Annotated in this window: 16 protein-coding genes; 9 read left to right on the plus strand and 7 right to left on the minus strand. The window is 73.6% G+C overall.

Features of this window, described 5'->3' with window-relative positions; all coding sequences use genetic code 11:
• Positions 1-26: 26 nt before the first annotated feature.
• Complete coding sequence (locus AB0D49_RS00805) at positions 27-1,178, minus strand: PP2C family protein-serine/threonine phosphatase (protein ID WP_362748495.1); 1,152 nt, start codon at positions 1,176-1,178, stop codon at positions 27-29.
• Positions 1,179-1,587: 409 nt separating this feature from the next.
• Here AB0D49_RS00805 and AB0D49_RS00810 point away from each other — a divergent pair, with 409 nt between their 5' ends.
• Positions 1,588-2,631 carry a lysylphosphatidylglycerol synthase domain-containing protein gene (locus AB0D49_RS00810; RefSeq protein ID WP_362748497.1) on the plus strand — a complete coding sequence of 348 codons (1,044 nt, stop codon included), beginning with the start codon at positions 1,588-1,590 and terminating at the stop codon, positions 2,629-2,631.
• Between the two features lie 119 nt (positions 2,632-2,750).
• Here the strand turns inward: AB0D49_RS00810 and AB0D49_RS00815 are convergent, their stop codons facing one another.
• The 5 genes from AB0D49_RS00815 to AB0D49_RS00835 all read right to left on the minus strand — a co-directional run bounded on the left by AB0D49_RS00815 (position 2,751) and on the right by AB0D49_RS00835 (position 7,773).
• Positions 2,751-3,968, minus strand: a complete 1,218-nt coding sequence (locus tag AB0D49_RS00815) for a PP2C family protein-serine/threonine phosphatase (RefSeq protein ID WP_362748500.1) — start codon at positions 3,966-3,968, stop codon at positions 2,751-2,753.
• Between the two features lie 121 nt (positions 3,969-4,089).
• Positions 4,090-4,494 (minus strand): peptide-methionine (R)-S-oxide reductase MsrB, encoded by a 405-nt coding sequence (gene msrB, locus AB0D49_RS00820; RefSeq protein ID WP_362748503.1) that lies wholly within the window; start codon positions 4,492-4,494, stop codon positions 4,090-4,092.
• A gap of 66 nt (positions 4,495-4,560) precedes the next feature.
• On the minus strand, positions 4,561-5,952 hold the full coding sequence (gene murC, locus AB0D49_RS00825; RefSeq protein ID WP_362748506.1) for a UDP-N-acetylmuramate--L-alanine ligase: 1,392 nt from the start codon (positions 5,950-5,952) through the stop codon (positions 4,561-4,563).
• A gap of 297 nt (positions 5,953-6,249) precedes the next feature.
• Positions 6,250-6,723, minus strand: a complete 474-nt coding sequence (locus tag AB0D49_RS00830) for an indole-3-glycerol phosphate synthase (RefSeq protein ID WP_362748510.1) — start codon at positions 6,721-6,723, stop codon at positions 6,250-6,252.
• Between the two features lie 150 nt (positions 6,724-6,873).
• A complete protein-coding gene (locus tag AB0D49_RS00835) occupies positions 6,874-7,773 on the minus strand; it encodes a dihydrofolate reductase family protein (RefSeq protein ID WP_362748513.1) in 900 nt (299 codons plus the stop codon).
• Between the two features lie 37 nt (positions 7,774-7,810).
• Between AB0D49_RS00835 and zapE the strand changes: the two genes are divergently transcribed.
• The 7 genes from zapE to AB0D49_RS00870 all read left to right on the plus strand — a co-directional run bounded on the left by zapE (position 7,811) and on the right by AB0D49_RS00870 (position 14,771).
• On the plus strand, positions 7,811-8,950 hold the full coding sequence (gene zapE / locus AB0D49_RS00840) for a cell division protein ZapE (RefSeq protein ID WP_362748516.1): 1,140 nt from the start codon (positions 7,811-7,813) through the stop codon (positions 8,948-8,950).
• 684 nt (positions 8,951-9,634) lie between these two features.
• The gene (locus AB0D49_RS00845; protein ID WP_362748519.1) at positions 9,635-10,216 is read left to right on the plus strand and encodes a carbonic anhydrase; all 582 of its coding nucleotides are present in this window, start codon (positions 9,635-9,637) and stop codon (positions 10,214-10,216) included.
• Between the two features lie 8 nt (positions 10,217-10,224).
• The gene (locus AB0D49_RS00850) at positions 10,225-11,715 is read left to right on the plus strand and encodes a SulP family inorganic anion transporter (protein WP_362748522.1); all 1,491 of its coding nucleotides are present in this window, start codon (positions 10,225-10,227) and stop codon (positions 11,713-11,715) included.
• Between the two features lie 135 nt (positions 11,716-11,850).
• Positions 11,851-12,801 (plus strand): slipin family protein, encoded by a 951-nt coding sequence (locus AB0D49_RS00855; protein WP_362748525.1) that lies wholly within the window; start codon positions 11,851-11,853, stop codon positions 12,799-12,801.
• A 176-nt stretch (positions 12,802-12,977) separates the two neighbouring features.
• Positions 12,978-13,805 (plus strand): polysaccharide deacetylase family protein, encoded by an 828-nt coding sequence (locus AB0D49_RS00860; protein WP_362748528.1) that lies wholly within the window; start codon positions 12,978-12,980, stop codon positions 13,803-13,805.
• A gap of 27 nt (positions 13,806-13,832) precedes the next feature.
• Positions 13,833-14,036 (plus strand): hypothetical protein, encoded by a 204-nt coding sequence (locus tag AB0D49_RS00865; protein ID WP_362748531.1) that lies wholly within the window; start codon positions 13,833-13,835, stop codon positions 14,034-14,036.
• Between the two features lie 30 nt (positions 14,037-14,066).
• Positions 14,067-14,771 carry a peptidyl-tRNA hydrolase gene (locus AB0D49_RS00870; RefSeq protein ID WP_362749293.1) on the plus strand — a complete coding sequence of 235 codons (705 nt, stop codon included), beginning with the start codon at positions 14,067-14,069 and terminating at the stop codon, positions 14,769-14,771.
• 114 nt (positions 14,772-14,885) lie between these two features.
• Here the strand turns inward: AB0D49_RS00870 and AB0D49_RS00875 are convergent, their stop codons facing one another.
• Entirely contained in the window at positions 14,886-15,902 is a 1,017-nt protein-coding gene (locus AB0D49_RS00875) for an aminoglycoside phosphotransferase family protein (RefSeq protein ID WP_362748533.1), read from the minus strand.
• A gap of 225 nt (positions 15,903-16,127) precedes the next feature.
• Between AB0D49_RS00875 and AB0D49_RS00880 the strand changes: the two genes are divergently transcribed.
• Entirely contained in the window at positions 16,128-17,486 is a 1,359-nt protein-coding gene (locus AB0D49_RS00880) for a DUF692 domain-containing protein (RefSeq protein WP_362748536.1), read from the plus strand.
• Positions 17,487-17,599 lie beyond the last annotated feature (113 nt).

The raw sequence follows: 17,599 nt of genomic DNA on the forward strand, positions 1-17,599 counted from the left end.
CGGCGGCCGGAGCGGATGTACCGTGCTCACGTCACATCCGCTCCGCCCTCCGCCCTCCCGCGCAGGCTCGCCGCCAGCACCGCCACATCGTCCTCGGCGTGGGCCGCGTCGAGCCGGGCGAGGACGGTGTCCAGGACCGCCTCCACGCCCTCGGTGCCGGTGAAGCGGACGGCGGCCAGCCGGTCCAGGGAGTGGTCGATGTCCTCGCCCCGGCGCTCGACCAGTCCGTCGGTGAACAGCAGCAGCGTGCGAGCCGGGTCGAGCGCGTAGGTGACCGGCTCGTAGCCGCCGAGCCCGGTGCCCAGCGGCGGCCCCACCGGCACGTCCAGCAGGGTGGTGCGGCCGTCGCCGTCGATCACGGCGGGCGGCAGATGTCCGGCGCTGGCCAGCGTGATCCGCTCGCGGACCGGGTCGACCCGGACGATCAGACAGGTCGCCGGACGCCGGTCGGGCTCGCCCGCGGCGATACCGTCCAACTGGCGCAGCACCCGGTGCGGGGGCAGGTCGGCGGCGGCGACGGACCGCAGCGCCTGCCGGTAGGCGGTCATGTCGACGGCGGCCTCGACGCCGTGCCCCATCACGTCCCCGACCACCAGCAGGGTGCGCCCGAAGTGCAGCCGTACCGTCTCGCACCAGTCGCCGCCGACCAGGGCGCGCCGCCCGGCCGGGAGATGGCGGACGGCGACATCGAGGTTGGGGTGCGGGCGGCCGGGTTCGGTGAGCAGCGCCCGCTGGAGTTCGCCGACGATACGGCTGACCCGGTGATGTTCGCGGGCGTGCCGGATGTGGGAGGCGGCGCGTTCGGCCAGCAGGGCGAGTGCCTCGGCCTCGTGCCGGATGAACGGGACGCCTCTGCGGGCGCACACCAGGACGCCGAAGTGGTGCTCGCCGGTGGCCAGCGGCAGGCTGAGGGCGGGCCGTGTCCCGGCGCGTACGGCACGCCGTCGACGGCCGCCGCGCAGGGTGGCGGTGGTCCAGCGCATGTCGGGCAGGACGGCCGGGTCACCGCTGACCGCCTCGTAACCGCTGGTGGCGCCGGTGCCGCCGGACGGCTCCCAGGGGATCCGGACGACCGCCGCCGTACCGCCGATGTGGGCGGCGGCCCCACGGGTCAGCTCCTCGCAGGTGGTCAGCTCGTCCAGGGTGGTCCCGATCCCGGCCACCGCCGCGCGCAGCACGGTGAGCGGCCCCGGCCCGTCCCGTCGCGCGGACCAGGGTCTTCGGATCGATCGCAGCCAACGTGACTCACCGCACACCCCTAAAGAGTGGCAAATCCCCCCGCCGAACGCACAGAATCCCGGCAGACCGGCCGCAACAGGTCACCCGGTGTGGTGTGGCACGGCGTGCCCGCGGGGATGACGTTCTTGGTGGATTCGAGCGGCGTCGGAGGCCGCGTCGCCCATCCGCCCGCACCTGGTCGGCTCCTGGACACCCGTCCGTCACGCCGAACGGAGACCTTTCCCTGGGGTCCCCACCCCCGTACCCCCACCCCGGTCCCCCACCGGGTCACCCCGTCCCCCTCCCGCTCGCCTTGCATCCGTCCGCCCCGCTCACCGTCGGGCGTGATGCGGAAGGACGACGTTCGCCGTGACGCTGATGCCGCTCGACGGCCTGCCCCAGTCCGCGCCCACCACGGACCCGCCCCCCGCCGCCCCGACCACCGCCGAAGCGCCCCGCACCGGTCTGCGCTCCCCCGCCGTGGCCCGTGCCGTCCGGCTCTCGGTGAGCCTGCTCCCGCTGCTCCTGATCGCCGCCTGGGCGGTGGTGGACTGGCGGTCCATGTACGACGGTGCCGCGCGGCTCGCCTCCGCCGACCCGGGCTGGCTGCTGATCGCCGGGGTCTTCACCGGCCTCGGCTGGGTCGCCGCCGCCTGTGTCCGGCAGGGGGCGCTGCCCGAGCGGCTGCCGCCGGGGCTGCTGCTGGCCTCGCAGTTCGCCGCGGGCGCCGCCAATCACGTCCTCCCGGCGAGCATCGGCGCGCACGCCGTCACCCTGCGTTTCCTCCAGCGCCAGGGCGTGCCGCTGGCCCGGGGCACCGCGTCCCTCGCGCTGTACTCGCTGGTCAAGCCGGTCGCCAAGACCGTCGTCCTGCTGGTCTTCCTGATCGCCTTCCCCGACATGCTGCACTTCGGCGATCTGCTGCCCGACTCATGGACCCTGGTGCTGCTGGCGGGCGGCACCGCCGCCGCGCTCACCACGACCGTCGTACTGCTCGCGGTCGTCCCGTCGCTGCGCCGCCCGGTGACCGGCTTCCTGGGCACCGCGCTGACCGACGCCCGCGTGCTGCACACCCGCCCCAGCCGCTATCTGCCGCTGTGGCTGGGCGCGGCGGCCACCCCGCTGCTCCAGGGCAGTGTGATCGCGGCGGTGGGCTTCGCGCTGGGGCTGCCGCTGTCCTGGGCGCAGGTGGTGTTCGCGCTGCTGATCGCCAGCACGGCGGTGGGCGCGGTGCCCGCACCGGGCGGGATCGGCCCGGTGGACGCGGCGATGGTGTTCACGCTGAGCGACTTCGGCGCCCCGGTCGCCCTCGCCACCGCCACGATCATCGGCTACCGGGTGCTGACGGTGTGGGTACCGCTGCTGCCGGGCGCGCTGGTGCTGTCGGCGCTGGTCCAGCGCGAGGTGCTGTGACCGGGGCGGGGCGCGAGATGCCGTGACCAGCGGCGCTTCAGCGCCTGGCGCCCCGCCCGACCACCGTCCCGAACCTACGCCCGACCACTGTCCCGAGCCCCCGCCCGCCCGACCACCGTCTAGAGGCCCGCTCCCCCCACTAGCGTCCGCTCCCCCAGCCGGGCCGCCAGCACCGCCACGTCGTCCTCCGCGTCCTGGGCGTCCAGCCGGGCGAGGACCGTGCCGAGGACCTCCTCCACGCCCGTGCCCGCCGCGAAGCGCAGCCGGGTCAGCCGGGCCAGCGACCGGTCGATGTCCTCTCCCCGGCGCTCGACCAGACCGTCGGTGAACAGCAGCAGCGTCTGCCCCGGCGCCATCCGGTGCGTGGCCGGTTCGTAGCCGCCGTGACCGGTGCCGAGGGGCGGCCCGACGGGCACCGGCAGCAGCGAGACCCGCCCGTCGGTGCCGACCACGGCGGGCGGCAGATGCCCGGCCGAGGCCAGGTTCACCAGCCCCCGCACCGGGTCCATCCGGGCGATCAGACAGGTCGCCGGGCGCCGGTCCCGCTCCCGCGCGGCGAGGTCGTCGAGTTGACGCAGCACCCGGTGCGGGGGCAGGTCGGAGGAGGCGATGTAGCGCAGCGAGGAGCGGTACGCCGCCATGTCCACGGCCGCGTCCAGACCGTGCCCCATGACATCGCCGACGATCAGCAGGGTGCGCCCGAAGTGCAGCCGTACCGTCTCGCACCAGTCGCCGCCGACCAGGGCCCGCTGCCCGACCGGCAGATAGCGCAGGGCGACGTCGAGATTGGGGTGCGGGCGGCCCGGCTGGGCGAGCAGCGCGCGCTGGAGCCGGCCGACGATGCCGCTGACGGCGTCGTGCTCACGGGCGTGCCGGAGGTGCGCGGCGGCCCCTTCGGCGAGGAAGGCGGCCACCTCCGTCTCACCGCGTCCGAAAGGCGCCCCTTCGCGGGCACAGACCAGCAGCCCGTACCGGTGTCCGTGCACGGCGACCGGCACGACCAGCACCGCGCGGGGGCCGGTGGGCGCGGGCGCGGCTTCGGCGGGGGCGGGCAGCACCGCGCCCGGCTCGGGCAGCACCTCGGCGTTCCCGGCGACCGCCTGGTAGGCGGGTCCGGTCCGCTCGTGGGCCCGCAGCACCCCGGCCGCGGCCCCCAGTTGCGCGGCGACCTCCCGGGTCAGTTCCGCCCAGGTGGTCGCCTCGTCCAGCGTGGTACCGATGCGTGCGGCGACCGGGCGCAGCACGCTGAGCGGCGGCGCCCCGGTGTCCCGGGACGCGCCGGCACCGGTCGGCTCCGCGGTCGCCGGCCCTTGCGACGATTCGAACGTTCGCGCCACGCGCACCACTGTAGGAGGCGGGCGCGGGAGCGCGGGTAACGACCGGGTTACCTGCCCCCCATCGAACCGTCACGAATACCTGTCACGACGGATCGGCATGACGAACCGGCACGACGAACGCTTACGCGTCCGGCGTCAGCCGCAGCGAGATGCTGTTGATGCAGTACCGCTGGTCCGTCGGGGTCGGATACCCCTCCCCCTCGAACACATGTCCGAGATGCGAGCCGCAGCGGGCGCACCGCACCTCGGTCCGCACCATCCCGTGCGACCGGTCGGCGATCAGCTCCACGGCGTCCGTGTCCTTCGGATCGAAGAAGCTCGGCCAGCCGCAGTGCGACTCGAACTTGGTGTCGGAGGTGAACAGCTCGGCCCCACAGGCCCGGCAGGAGTAGACGCCCTGCGTCTTGGTGTCGGTGTACTCACCGGTGAACGCCGGCTCGGTGCCGGCCTGGCGCAGCACCGCGTACTCCGCCGGCGCCAGTTCCTCGCGCCACTGCTCGTCCGGCTTCTCGACGTCGTACGACATGGCTCTCAGCCCCTTGTCCGACTCTCGAAGAGTCTCGAAGTGTCGAAGTGTCCGGCCCGCCGCGGGTCAGCGCGGCAGCCGGTCCAGGATGTGCGGGCCCAGGTCCGTGACATCGCCCGCGCCCATGGTGAGAACGAGATCGCCGGGCTTCGCCATTCCCGCCAGGACCGCCGGGGCCTCGTCCTTGTCGTGGACGGCGGTGACGTCCGCGCCCGCCGCGCGGGCGGCCTCGATGATCAGCGCGCTGGTGACCCCGGGCAGCGGGTCCTCGCGGGCCGGGTAGATGTCCAGGACGACGGAGGCGTCGGCGAGCGCGAGGGCGTCGCCCATCTCCTTGCCCAGCTCCTGCGTGCGGGAGAACAGATGCGGCTGGAAGAGGACCAGGATGCGGCCGTCCCCGGCCGCCGACCGCATGGCCTCCAGGTCGGCGGTCATCTCGGTGGGGTGGTGGGCGTAGGAGTCGATCACCTGGACGCCCCCGGCCTCGCCCTTGAGCTGGAGCCGCCGCTTGACCCCGGTGTAGGCGCCGAGCGCGGTCGCCAGCTCCGCGGCGGGGACCCCGAGCGCCACGCCCGCGGCCAGCGCGGCGACGGCGTTGTGCGCGTAGTGCCGGCCGGGCACCGACACGGCGAACGTCAGCTCCGTCCCGTCGATCAGCACGGTGACCTCGCTCTTCAGCCCCTGCGCGACGACCGAGGTGATCCGTACGTCCGCGTCCGCGGACTCCCCGTACGTCACCACCCGCACATCCCGCCCGGCGACCCGGCGGGTCAGCTCACGGGCGCCCTCCTGGTCGGCGGCGATCACCAGCGTGCCGCCGTCGGTGATCCGGTCGACGAAGGTGACGAAGGAGTCGTGGATCTCCTCCATCGAGGCGTAGTTCGCGTGGTGGTCCAGCTCGACATTGAGGACGACGGCGACGGTGGGGGCGTACTTGTGGAAGCTCCGGTCGCTTTCATCCGCCTCGGCCACGAAGATGTCTCCGGGGCCGTGGAGGGCGTTGGAGCCGGGGGCGTCGAGGTCGCCGCCGATGGCGTAGGACGGGTTCAGGCCCAGCTCGGTGAGGGACACGGCGAGCATCGAGGTGGTGGTGGTCTTGCCGTGGGTCCCGGCGACGGCGATCGGGCGCAGCCCGTCCATCAGCGCGGCGAGCGCGTCGGACCGGTGCACCACCGGGACGCCCAGCTCGGCGGCGCGGGCCAGCTCGGGGTTGTCGGCGCGGATCGCGGAGGACACGACGACACAGCTGGCGTCGTCGGCGAGATGCCCGGCCGCGTGTCCGATGTGCACCACCACGCCGAGCCCGCGCAGCGCCTCGGCGGTCGCCGACTCCTTGGCATCGCTCCCGGCGACGACGGCACCGCGCTGGGCGAGGATCTTCGCGATCCCGGACATCCCGGCCCCACCGATCCCGATGAAGTGCGGCCGTTCCATGGCGGGAGGGATGCCGGATGCCATGCGTGTACTCCTCAAAGACCAGACTCAAGCGGACCAGATTGCCAAAACCCCTTCACCCTATTCCAGCCCCCACCCCCAACCCCGCCCCACACCACCGAACTGGGACAGCTGAATATCACCGGGCCGGGCAACCCCCTCAGGGGCGCGTGGAACTGCGCGACCAACCCCCCACGACCCGCAGACAAGACCCCTGACCGGCCGCACCCATCACCGCCGGTAAGGGCAACCCCTCAGGGGCGCGGGGAACTGCGCGACAAGCCCCCACCGACCCGCACACACACCCAACCCCAACCCCCACTACACCTTGCTGTGCGAGAACAACTTCAACACCGGCACCCCCACCTTGTGCCGAGCCCGAGAAGCCCAGTCCCGATGAAAGAACTCCTCCACATAGTGGGGATCGGTCAGCACGATCACCTCATCCGCCCCCACCTCATCCACCAACCGCTTCAACTCATCCAGCGGATGCTCCTCGATCAGCCGCCCCTCCGCCGCACTGCCGGACGCCCGCAACGCCTGGAGCGAGACATCCAGCGCCTGCTGCCCCTCCCCCCGCGCGTCCACCCCCTCCGGCGTCTCCCGCTCACGCGCCGCCTCGTCCAGCTCGCCGAGCGCGAGGTCGTCGATGGCCCGCAGCAGCCGGTCCGCCTGGTCCCCCCGCGGCTGGAGCAGCACATGGAAGGCGACCGGCTCGTCCCCGTGCAGGGTCGTGACGAACTCCACGTCGGCGGACGTCAGGGCCTTCTCGATCATCAAAACGCTTGTGAACACCAGACGCCCCTTCTGTTCGAGGGCTCGAAGCCCTCCGTCCTGCGTGGGCCGTTCCGGGCCCTGCGGAAACCATCCTGCCCCGCGCTCGCACGGGCACTGCGTGTCTAGTGTGCCCACCCGAAGCTAAACGGAACGGCAGATTCCGCTGATTTACGGCCGACGGTAGCGCCCGAACACATACCCGGCCTCCTCCAGCAGGGACACCAGTTCGAAGCGGGCCGGAACGCGCACCTCCGGCCCGCCCGCGATCCGCTCCGCACCCCCCGCGGTGAGCAGCGGCGCAAGGGTCAGACACAGCTCGTCCAGGACCCCGGCCGCCACGAACTGCCCCAGCAGCCGCGGCCCGCCCTCGGTCAGCAGCCGCCGGTACCCCAGGTCGGCCAGCGTCGCCACCACCCGCGCGGGCTCCACCCCGGCACCGGTACCGGCGATCACCACGCGGGCCCCCGCGCGCTCGGCCGCCGCGATCCGGTCGGCGGGCGCGGCGGCGCCGGTCAGCACCAGCGTCGGCACCAGCGGCGCGGTGAACAGCGGCTGTGAGAAGTCCAGGTCGAGACCGGCCGAGACCACCGCGACGGCGGCCACCGGCGCCTGTCCGGCCGCCGCCCGCCGGGCCGCGAACCCGCTCCGGGCGCGAGTCGGCCGGTACTGCTCCTGACGTACCGTTTCTGCGCCGACGACCACGGCATCCGCGAGCGCCCGCAGGGTGCCGAAGATCCGCATGTCCGCCGGGTGGGACAGGGGCTGGGACCGGCCGCCGTGGTGGGCGGCGCCGTCGAGGGTGGACACCATGTTGGCCCGCAGCCAGGCCCGACCACCCGCGCCACGGGTACCGCCCGTACCGCCGATATCGCCCGCACCACCGGTACCCCCCGTGCCGCCCATGTCCTCCGGATAGGCGTACGCGTCGGCGAGCGCGTCGAGGCTCCACTCGCCGGTCCCCCCGGCGTCCCCCTGCCCGGCGTCCCCCTGTCGGCCCTCCCCCTGTCCGGGGGCGCCGCCCTTCGGGGCGGTCGTTGTCTGGTCGGTCACAGGGAACAGGCGTCGCATGTCGTGCAGTGTTCCATGCCGCCTACCATGGTGAACCGTGTCGTCCTCCCCCGCCGCCCCCGGCCCCGGCGCTGGCTCCGGCCAGATAGCCGACGCGGCCCCGCTGTCCCTGTGCGCCCGTGAGCCCCGTGTCCCCGCGGAGCGACTGGTCGCCGAGATGGTGCCGCCGCCCCGCTTCGACTCGGTGCGGTTCGCCACCTATCTCCCCGACCCGGGCCAGCCCAGCCAGACCGAGGCGGTCCGGGTGCTGGAGGGGTTCGCGGCCGGACTCACCGGGGCGCCGGGCGGCTCGGGCGGCCCCCGCCGCGGCTTCCTCGGCTTCGGCCGGACGAAGGCGCAGAGGGCCCAGAAGGCACCGAAGGCGCCCACCGGCCCGCGCGGCGTCTATCTGGACGGCGGCTACGGCGTAGGCAAGACGCACCTCCTGGCCTCCCTGTGGCACGCCACCCCGGCCGCACCGGACCGCAAGGCGTTCGGCACGTTCGTGGAGCTGACCAACCTGGTGGGCGCGCTGGGCTTCCAGCAGACCGTGCGGACCCTGTCCGGCCACCGCCTCCTCTGCATCGACGAGTTCGAACTCGACGACCCGGGCGACACCGTCCTGGTCTCCAGTCTGCTCGCCAGGCTGGTCGAGGCGGGCGTCGCGCTCGCCGCCACCTCGAACACACTGCCGGGCAAGCTCGGTGAGGGCCGGTTCGCCGCCGTCGACTTCCTGCGCGAGATCCAGGGCCTGTCCGCGCACTTCCGCGCCCTGCGCATCGACGGCGAGGACTACCGCCACCGCGGGCTGCCCGAGGCGCCGGCGCCGTACTCCGACGCGGTCGTGACGGCGACCGCGCGGGCCACCCCCGGGGCCTCGCTCGACGCCTTCCCGGATCTGCTGGACCATCTGGCGCGGGTGCACCCCAGCCGCTACGGCGCGCTGACGGACGGTCTGACGGCGGTGTGCCTCACGGATGTGCGCCCGGTCCCCGACCAGTCGACCGCGCTGCGGCTGGTGGTACTCGCCGACCGTCTGTACGACCGTGAGGTCCCGGTGCTGGCGTCGGGCGTGCCGTTCGACCGGCTGTTCGACGACGAGATGCTGAACGGCGGTTACCGCAAGAAGTATTTCCGGGCGATCTCCCGGCTCACCGCGCTGGCCCGCGAGGCGCGCCCCCTCACCGAAACCGCCTGACATCCCGGGTTCCGGCCCAGGGCGCCCCGCCCGCGACACGCGATCAAAGGCGGGTTCGCGCCAGCCGACCCGCACTTTTGAGGCTCTCTCCCACTCGAAACGTCGAGTTAACCCTGCAAACAACTTTGCCGCGTTAACGTGTTTCTTGACCAACTGTTGACCAATAGTTGAGCCATGTATGAGGCGCGCAAGGGAGCACAAGATGCGAGGTACGACGGTTCGGACGGCGCAGCCGCCCCGGTCCGTCCTGTCACGCCCCCGGCGGCTCCACGCGTCGGCGTCACCGTTCGCGACCGTGTACACACTCCGTCAACCCAAGGCCAGCGCTCAGCTCGGCCCCCGGTACGCCCGGAGCACCACGGCTGACGCCGACGTCATCCGCCGCCCTCGGAGGATCGATCCGGCACCGGCGTCCGGCGCCGGGCCCGACGGCTCGTCGAGACCGTCGCCCATATCGAGATAGCTGACCCGGCCGGACGCCGCGTCGCGTCGGATCCCGGCCACCACCTGGTGCTCAGCCGCTGAGCGCGGACTCGTTCCGACCCGTCCCCGCTCACCGGCCCGGAGGGGCGCTCCCGCTCACTCCGCCCTGTGCGAGGGCGACGGCGGACGGCCCCCTCTTTTCCCCGACCCACGAGCCCCACGCGCGAACCCCCCAAGCCGCGCCAGGAGGAGACACGACCTATGCAGCCCCTCATCGACAACGCCCGTTCGTTCGGACAACGCCCTGAGGAGTTCGCCCCGCTGGCCGAAGGCCAGTCCCCCCAGGTGCTGTTCATCACCTGCTCCGACTCCCGGGTCGTCCCGGCCCTGATCACGGGCGCCCGCCCCGGCGAGCTGTTCGAGCTGCGCACCGCGGGCAACATCGTCCCGCCGTACGCCTCGCTGCAGCCCACCGGCGAAGCGGCCACCATCGAGTACGCGGTCCAGGTGCTCGGCGTTCAGGACATCGTGGTGTGCGGCCACTCCCACTGCGGCGCCGTCGGCGCCCTGGTGCGCGGCGACGACCTCGACGCCGTGCCCGCCGTACGCGACTGGCTGGGCCACGCCGCGGGCGAACCCCGCTCCGACGACCCCGCCGACCCCACCGTCGCCGCCGCCGTACAGCACCATGTGCTGGCGCAGTTGCTGCGGTTGCGGTCCTACCCGTGTGTGGAGCGCGGGCTGGCCGACGGCCGGCTGACGCTGCACGGCTGGTACTACGAGGTGCACACCGGTGCCGTGCGGGCCCACCGCGCGGACACCGACGGCTTCGAGGCGCTGTGATCCCTGCCATGAACCCACACCCTCACCCCGAGCGGGCCTCCGGTCCGCACAAGTACCCGTTCCTCAAGCAGGACTTCGCGGCCTCGCTGGTCGTGTTCCTCGTCGCGCTGCCGCTGTGCGTGGGCGTCGCCGTCGCCTCCGGTGTCCCGGCCGAACTCGGCCTGATCACCGGCATCGTGGGCGGCGTCGTCACCGGTCTGATGCGTGGCAGCAGCCTCCAGGTGTCGGGCCCGGCGGCGGGCCTGACCGTGCTGGTCTTCGAAGCCGTCCAGGAGTTCGGGCTGGCGGCGCTCGGCGCGATCGTGCTCGCGGCGGGCCTGCTCCAGCTGCTGATGGGCGCCCTGAGGCTGGGGCGCTGGTTCCGGGCCATCTCGGTCTCCGTCGTGGAGGGCATGCTCGCCGGGATCGGCCTGGTGATCATCGCCGGACAGCTCTACGCGGCGGCCGGGATGTCCGCCCCGGTCTCCGGCCTGGACAAGCTGACCGGCCTCCCGGGGGCCCTGGTCGAGGCGCTGGGCGACACCACCGCCCTGGCCTCGCTCGCCGTCGGCGCGGGCACCGTGGCCGTGCTGGCGCTGTGGCGGCACGCCCCGGCGAAGGCGCGTGCCGTGCCGGGCGCGCTCGCCGCCGTCCTGCTCGCGACGCTGGTCACGCTGGTACTGGACCTGTCCGTGGCCACGGTCGAGATCCAAGGTCTGCTGGACTCCGTCCAGCCGCCCGGTCTGGACGCGCTGGGCGGCCTCGCCACCCCGGCGATCCTCGGCACGGTCCTCGCCTTCACCCTGATCGCCTCCGCCGAGAGCCTGTTCAGCGCGGCGGCGGTGGACCGGCTGCACGACGGGCCGCGCACCCGCTACGACCAGGAGCTGATGGCCCAGGGCGCGGGCAACGCCGTGTGCGGGGCGCTGGGCGCGCTGCCCATGACGGCTGTCATCGTGCGCAGTTCCGCCAATGTGCAGGCGGGCGCGAAGACCAAGGCGTCCCGGGTGCTGCACGGCGTCTGGCTGCTGCTGTTCGCCGCGCTGCTGCCGGGCGCCCTCGCGCTGATTCCCATACCCGCCCTGGCCGGTGTGCTGGTGCACGCCGGCTGGAAGCTGATCCCGTTCCGCCAGCTCGGGGCGCTGTGGCGGGAGCACCGCGGGGAGGCGCTGATCCTGGTGGTCACGGCGGTGTCGATCGTCGCCGTGAACATGTTCGAGGGCGTGCTCATCGGTCTGGCGCTGTCCGTGGCCAAGACCGCCTGGGAGGCGTCCCACCTCAAGCTGGAGATCATCGACAAGGGCGCCGGACCGGTCCAGGCGTATCTGTCGGGCAACGCGACCTTCCTGCGGCTGCCGAAGATCCTCGACAGTCTGGAGGCGCTCCCCCAGGACCGCCCCGTGGAACTGGACCTCTCCGGACTGCACCACCTGGACCACGCCTGTCGTACGGCCCTGGAGAACTGGGCGGAGCGGCACAGCGCCGCCGGGACGGAGCCGGTGCGGATGACGGCGCAGTGAGTGCGCGCTGACGTCTGAGGTGTCCGGCCCGGGGCCCGCGCGGCGCCGGGCCGGACATCGGTTTCCCTGATTCCCGCTCCTCGGGCATATCGTGGAAGAGACGGCGAAAACGGACCTCTGTGCGAGGAGGTCGAGATGCTCGAAGCACTCCTGGTGACGCTCGTGGTCCTCGGCTCGGTCGGCGTGGTGTACCTGGCCGCGGCAGCCCGGGTCGTCAAGCAGTTCGAACGCGGTGTGGTGCTGCGCCTCGGCCGGCTGAACGGCGAGGTGCGGGGCCCCGGACTGACGATGATCGTCCCGTTCGTGGACCGGCTGCACCGGATGAACATGCAGATCGTGACCATGCCGATCCCGGCCCAGGAGGGCATCACCCGGGACAACGTCACCGTGCGGGTGGACGCGGTGGTCTACTTCAAGGTCGTCGACGCGCCGAGCGCGCTGATCACCGTCGAGGACTACAAGTTCGCGGTGTCGCAGATGGCCCAGACCTCGCTGCGGTCGATCATCGGCAAGAGCGAGCTGGACGACCTCCTCTCGAACCGGGAGAAGCTCAACCAGGGCCTGGAGCTGATGATCGACAGCCCGGCCGTCGGCTGGGGAGTGCAGATCGACCGGGTCGAGATCAAGGACGTCTCCCTGCCGGAGACGATGAAGCGGTCCATGGCCCGCCAGGCGGAGGCCGACCGTGAGCGCCGGGCCCGGGTGATCAACGCGGACGCCGAACTCCAGGCGTCGAAGAAGCTCGCCGAGGCCGCCCAGCAGATGGAGGCCACCCCGTCGGCGCTCCAGCTCCGGCTGCTCCAGACGGTGGTCGCGGTGGCGGCGGAGAAGAACTCGACTCTGGTCCTGCCGTTCCCGGTGGAGCTGCTGCGGTTCCTGGAGAAGGCCCAGCAGCCCGCGGACGCCCCTGAGCCGAGGCGGCGGCGCCTGGAACCGCCGACGCCGGACCCGACGCCGGACCAGCCGACGGAGTCCCCGAACGGCCTCCTGGAGACCCTGGGCGAGCCCCCGGCTCCGCCCGCGATGTCCCCGGTACCCCCGGTACCGGACGCCGTGGAAGCCCCGGACGACCCGCTGAAGCCATGAGCACGGGGGGCTGCCGGTAAAGCCCCCTTCTGGCCCTCTCACACGCCCGTTAGCCCGATCAGCCCCACCACCCCCCGACCTCACCTCCCCCCGCGCACACAATGCGCAGCTTGTCGTATTTGTATAGTTACGTTCGTCAGGTGATCCTCTCCGCCCGACGTGTACGACGTCCCCTCGTGGCCGGTGTTCTCGCCGCCGCCGCGCTGTCCTCCCTCGCCGCCTGCGGCACCGGTCCCGCCGAGCGTGCCCCGAAGACGTCCGCCGCCCCCTCCGCCGCCGCCGTCTCCCGTCCGCCGACCCTCGCGCCCGGCCCCGGCGGTGTGACGCCGGTCTTCGAGAGCGCCGCCCAGAGTCGTGACAAGACCGTCGCCCTCACCTTCGACGCCGACATGACCGCCGATCAAGGCCCCCGCGCGGCCTCCGGCGAGCACTTCGACAACCCGGAACTGATCACCACCCTGCGCCGCCTCAAGGTGCCGTCGACGGTGTTCATGACCGGCCGCTGGGCCGAGGAGTACCCGGCACAGGCCCGCGCGATCGGCCGGGACCCGCTGTTCGAGGTGGCCAACCACTCCTACAGCCACTACGCCTTCACCGGCGACTGCTACGGGCTGCCGACGGTGGCGCCGGACCGGATGGCCGCGGACGTGGAGCGCGCGTTCGCGGCGTTCCGCGCGGCGGGCGTGGAGCGTCCGATGCCGTACTTCCGCTTCCCCGGCGGCTGCTACGACCAGCGGGCGCTGCGCGCGCTGAGCGCGACCGGCGTCACGGCGGTCCAGTGGGACGTGGTGAGCGGTGACGCGTTCGCGACGGACGCGGACCCGGTGGCCCGGCAGGTGCTGGACGGGGTGCGGCCCGGGTCGGTGGTGGTGCTGCACTGCACCCGCAGCGCGGCCCCGGTGACCGAGCGGGCGATCCGGACGATCGTGCCCGAGCTACGGGCCAAGGGCTTCCGGTTCGTGAAGGTGTCGGAGCTGATCGGGAACACCTCGGGCCGCTCCTGACCGTTCCTGGCCGCCTACGCTGGAGGGATGAGCGAGGACGACGGCCCCGGCGGCGACGACCGTGACTACTGCCTCATCGACGCGACCCGGCCCCCGAGGGCCGACGGCCCGCCGTACGCCGAGTGTGTGCTGTGCCGGGAGCCCACGGAGTACCCGGAGGCGTACCGGGGCGTCACCCTGTGCCCGGTGTGCGAGTGGCAGGAGGCGCAGCGCACGGCGTGCTCGGGCTGACGGAGTGCGGCCCGGCGCCGGTCACGTACCCTGCGGTCCGTGAGCGAGAGCCCTTTTCAGCCCGAGACCGGTGACCGGGACACGGCACGGCAGTTCGTGCTGCCGCTGGTCGTGCGGATCGAGCGGGACGCGCCCCCGCCGCGCACGGACGCGCTGGAGACGGCGGCCCGCGCGGTGCTGGTGATGCTGAGCGACCCGCGCTCGACCGGCGACGGCGAGTGGGCGCAGACCATGCGGGACTGGCAGGACGCCCGTATCCGCAAGGTGGTGCGCCGGGCCCGGGGCGCGGAGTGGCGCCGCGCCGAGGCGCTGCCCGGCATCACGGTCGCCGGGAAGGCGGCGGAGGTACGGGTCTTCCCGCCCGTCCCGCTGGACGGCTGGCCCAAGGACCTGGCCCGGCTCCAGGTGTCCGGCACCGATCTGGACGACCCGGAGCCCCCGGCCGCCGCCGACCGGGACGCGCCGGTGCTGTGGCTGAGCCCGGAGGTGGAGATGTCGGCGGGCAAGGCGATGGCGCAGGCGGGCCACGGCGCCCAACTCGCCTGGTGGGAGCTGTCGGACGAGGAGCGCACGGCCTGGCGCGAGGCCGGTTTCCCGCTGGCGGTGCGCACGGCGGACCCGGCCGAGTGGCGGACCCTGACGGCGAGCGGGCTGCCGGTGGTACGGGACGCGGGGTTCACGGAGATCGCCCCGAATTCCTGCACGGTGATCGCGGACCACCCGGCGCTCCGCTGACCGACTCCGCCGTCCGGACCCCTCGTCATCACCTGGCGCTCCACTGACCCCCGCCGCCCTCCAGACCCCGCCCCTCCACCTACCCCGCCGCCATCCCGGCGTCCGGGCGTCCGGTCAGGCGGGCCATTCCCACGGCTCGGTGAGGAGTTCCCGCAGGGAGGCGGCCGTCTCGGTGGGGCCGGCCGCGCCGGTGCGGGCGCCGGGGAAGAGCCTGCCCCAGGCGGACGCGCGGCCCAGCGCGGCGAGCCGGGTGGCGGTGCGCAGGGCGTGCCGCAGTTCCGCCCGGCCGGGCCCGGCCCCGGTCCAGGGCTCCAGGTAGGCGTCCCGCAGCCGGGGCAGGACGCCGGGGCCGTACCGCTCGACGGCCTGGCGGGCGGGGACGAGGAAGCTGCACAGCGGGTGGGTGACGAGGGCGTCGCCCCAGTCGAAGAAGACGAACCGGCCGGGGCGGGGCCGGAACATCTGGCCCTCGTGGAGATCGGCGTGGTCGAGGGTGTCGCGGAGGCCGAGGGCGGCGAGTTCGGCACATCCCTCGGCGAGCCGGGGCCGCAGCGCCCCCAGCCGGGCCCGGTCCTCGGGCGTCAGCGCGGTGTCGGCGTCGACGAGCCGGTCGAACAACGCGGTCAGGTCGGCGGTGCGGGCCTCGGGGACACCGAGCCGTGCGACGGCGTCGGCGTGCGGGACCAGCGCGCGTTGCAGCGTGGCGTACTGGGTCAGCGGCGCCTCCCAGGCGCGCGGGTCGACGGGCTCGCGGGCGAGCAGCGTACGGAGGTCGTCGCCGCCGTCGGGGAGCAGGGACCAGCCGTGCGCGGTGTGTACGGCGAGCGGGGTCAGCACCTGGCCGGGGACCCAGCGGGCCAGCGCCTGTCCGAGGGCGGCCTCGAAGGCGCTCGCGGGCGGGTTGGCCTTGAACCACACGGTCCCGCCGTCGGCGACGGTGAACCGGACGAGCACCGACCAGGGCCGCAGCCGTACCCGCCACTCCCCCGCCGCGGGGCGTCCGGCGGCGGCCAGTTCCCGGTGCGCCCAGGCGAGGGCGGTCGCCCGCCAGTCGGGGTCCTCCCACGGGGTCACGGTGTCCGGGTAGGAACCCCGGTCGACGGCGGCGGGCTCGGTGTACGGCGGCTGCATGGCGGCATTCCACCACTCCCGCGACCCGGACTCGACCGGTTTTCCGCTGGTCAGCGCGGTCGTGACGGTGATCGGCGCGCGGATCTCACGGGGGCGCGAACCTCAAATGTTGCTCTGAACGACCGCCTTAGGGGGTTCGCCGCGCTCCGGCGGGGCCATACCCCGTCTCACCGGGATCGTGAGGTACGTGGAGAGGCTGTAGCAGGGCCGTAGGAGGAGGGGGACATGGGGACAGCACAGGCGGAGAGGATCGCGCGGGGAACGGCACGGGCACTGGGGACGGGGATCGGGTGGCGGCCGGAGATCGCGGACGCCGTGGAGCAGATGCCCGGCATCGACTGGGTGGAGGTCGTCGCGGAGAACGTGTGCCCGGGGCATCTGCCCGCGTCGCTGGAGCGGTTGCGCGGGCGGGGGGTGACCGTCGTCCCGCACGGGGTGTCGCTGGGGCTGGGCGGGGCCGAGCCGCCCGACGCCGGGCGGCTCGCGGCGCTCGCCGAGCGGGTGGCGGCGCTGGGGGCGCCGCTGGTCACCGAGCACATCGCGTTCGTCCGGGCGGGCGGGGCGCTCACCGCGTCGCCGCCGCTGGAGGCGGGTCATCTGCTGCCGGTGCCGCGCACCCGGGACGCGCTGGACGTGCTGTGCGCCAATGTACGGATCGCCCAGGACGCGCTGCCCGTGCCGCTCGCCGTCGAGAACATCGCCGCCCTGCTGTCCTGGCCGGGCGACGAGATGACGGAGGGACAGTTCCTGTACGACCTCGCCGACCGGACCGGCGTACGGCTGCTGATCGATGTGGCGAATCTGCACACCAACCGGGTCAACAGCGGCGCCGATCCGGCGAAGGCGCTCGCCGAACTGCCCCTGGAGGCGCTCGCGTACGTCCATGTGGCCGGTGGCGTCGAGCGGGACGGCGTCTGGCACGACAGCCACGCCCACCCGGTGTCCCGGCCGGTCCTCGATCTGCTCACGGATCTCACGTCCCGGATCGACCCGCCCGGTGTGCTGCTGGAGCGGGACGACGACTTCCCGGCCCCACGGGAGCTGGAACGGGAACTGATGGCCGTCCGGACGGCACTCGCCCGGGGACACGCCAGACGACGCGGGACCCCGACGCCGACGCCGACCACCGGCCCGGCGGCACGGGACGCCGGGGAGATACCCGGGGTCGACGGACCCCGGCAGCGCATCGGGCTGGCCCAAGCCGCGCTGCTGTCCGCGCTGGTCGCCGGGACCCCGGCGCCCGAGGGGTTCGACCGGGCCCGGCTGCGGGTGCAGTCCCGGGCGCTCGCCGGGAAGCGGGCGGACGTGGTGGCCAAGGTCGCGCCCGAACTGCCCCGCATCCTCGGGGGCGGGTACCGGGGGGCGTTCCTGGCGTACGCGCACCGCCGTCCGATGGCGGGCGGCTACCGGCGGGACGCGCTGGACTTCGTCCGGCAGGTGCTGCGGGACGGGCAGGACGTGGACGGGCGGGTACGGGGGGAGTTGCGGGAGTGGCTGCTGGACCGGTCGGGTCCGGCGCCGCGGTCCGCCCGGCCGGGCGCCCGGTTCGCGCGGGCCACCCGGCGGGTGCTGCTGCGCCGCTGACCGTCCCGGTGGCTCCCGGGCCACTGTCGTCCCTCCCGTCCGCCGGAACGTCACATACGCGCAACGCTCCGTCCGGATGGTGAACAAGGCATGGCGTTTCGCCTCCTCTTGTC

It is taken from the genome of Streptomyces sp. NPDC048290 (assembly GCF_040652095.1).
Taxonomy (GTDB): domain Bacteria; phylum Actinomycetota; class Actinomycetes; order Streptomycetales; family Streptomycetaceae; genus Streptomyces.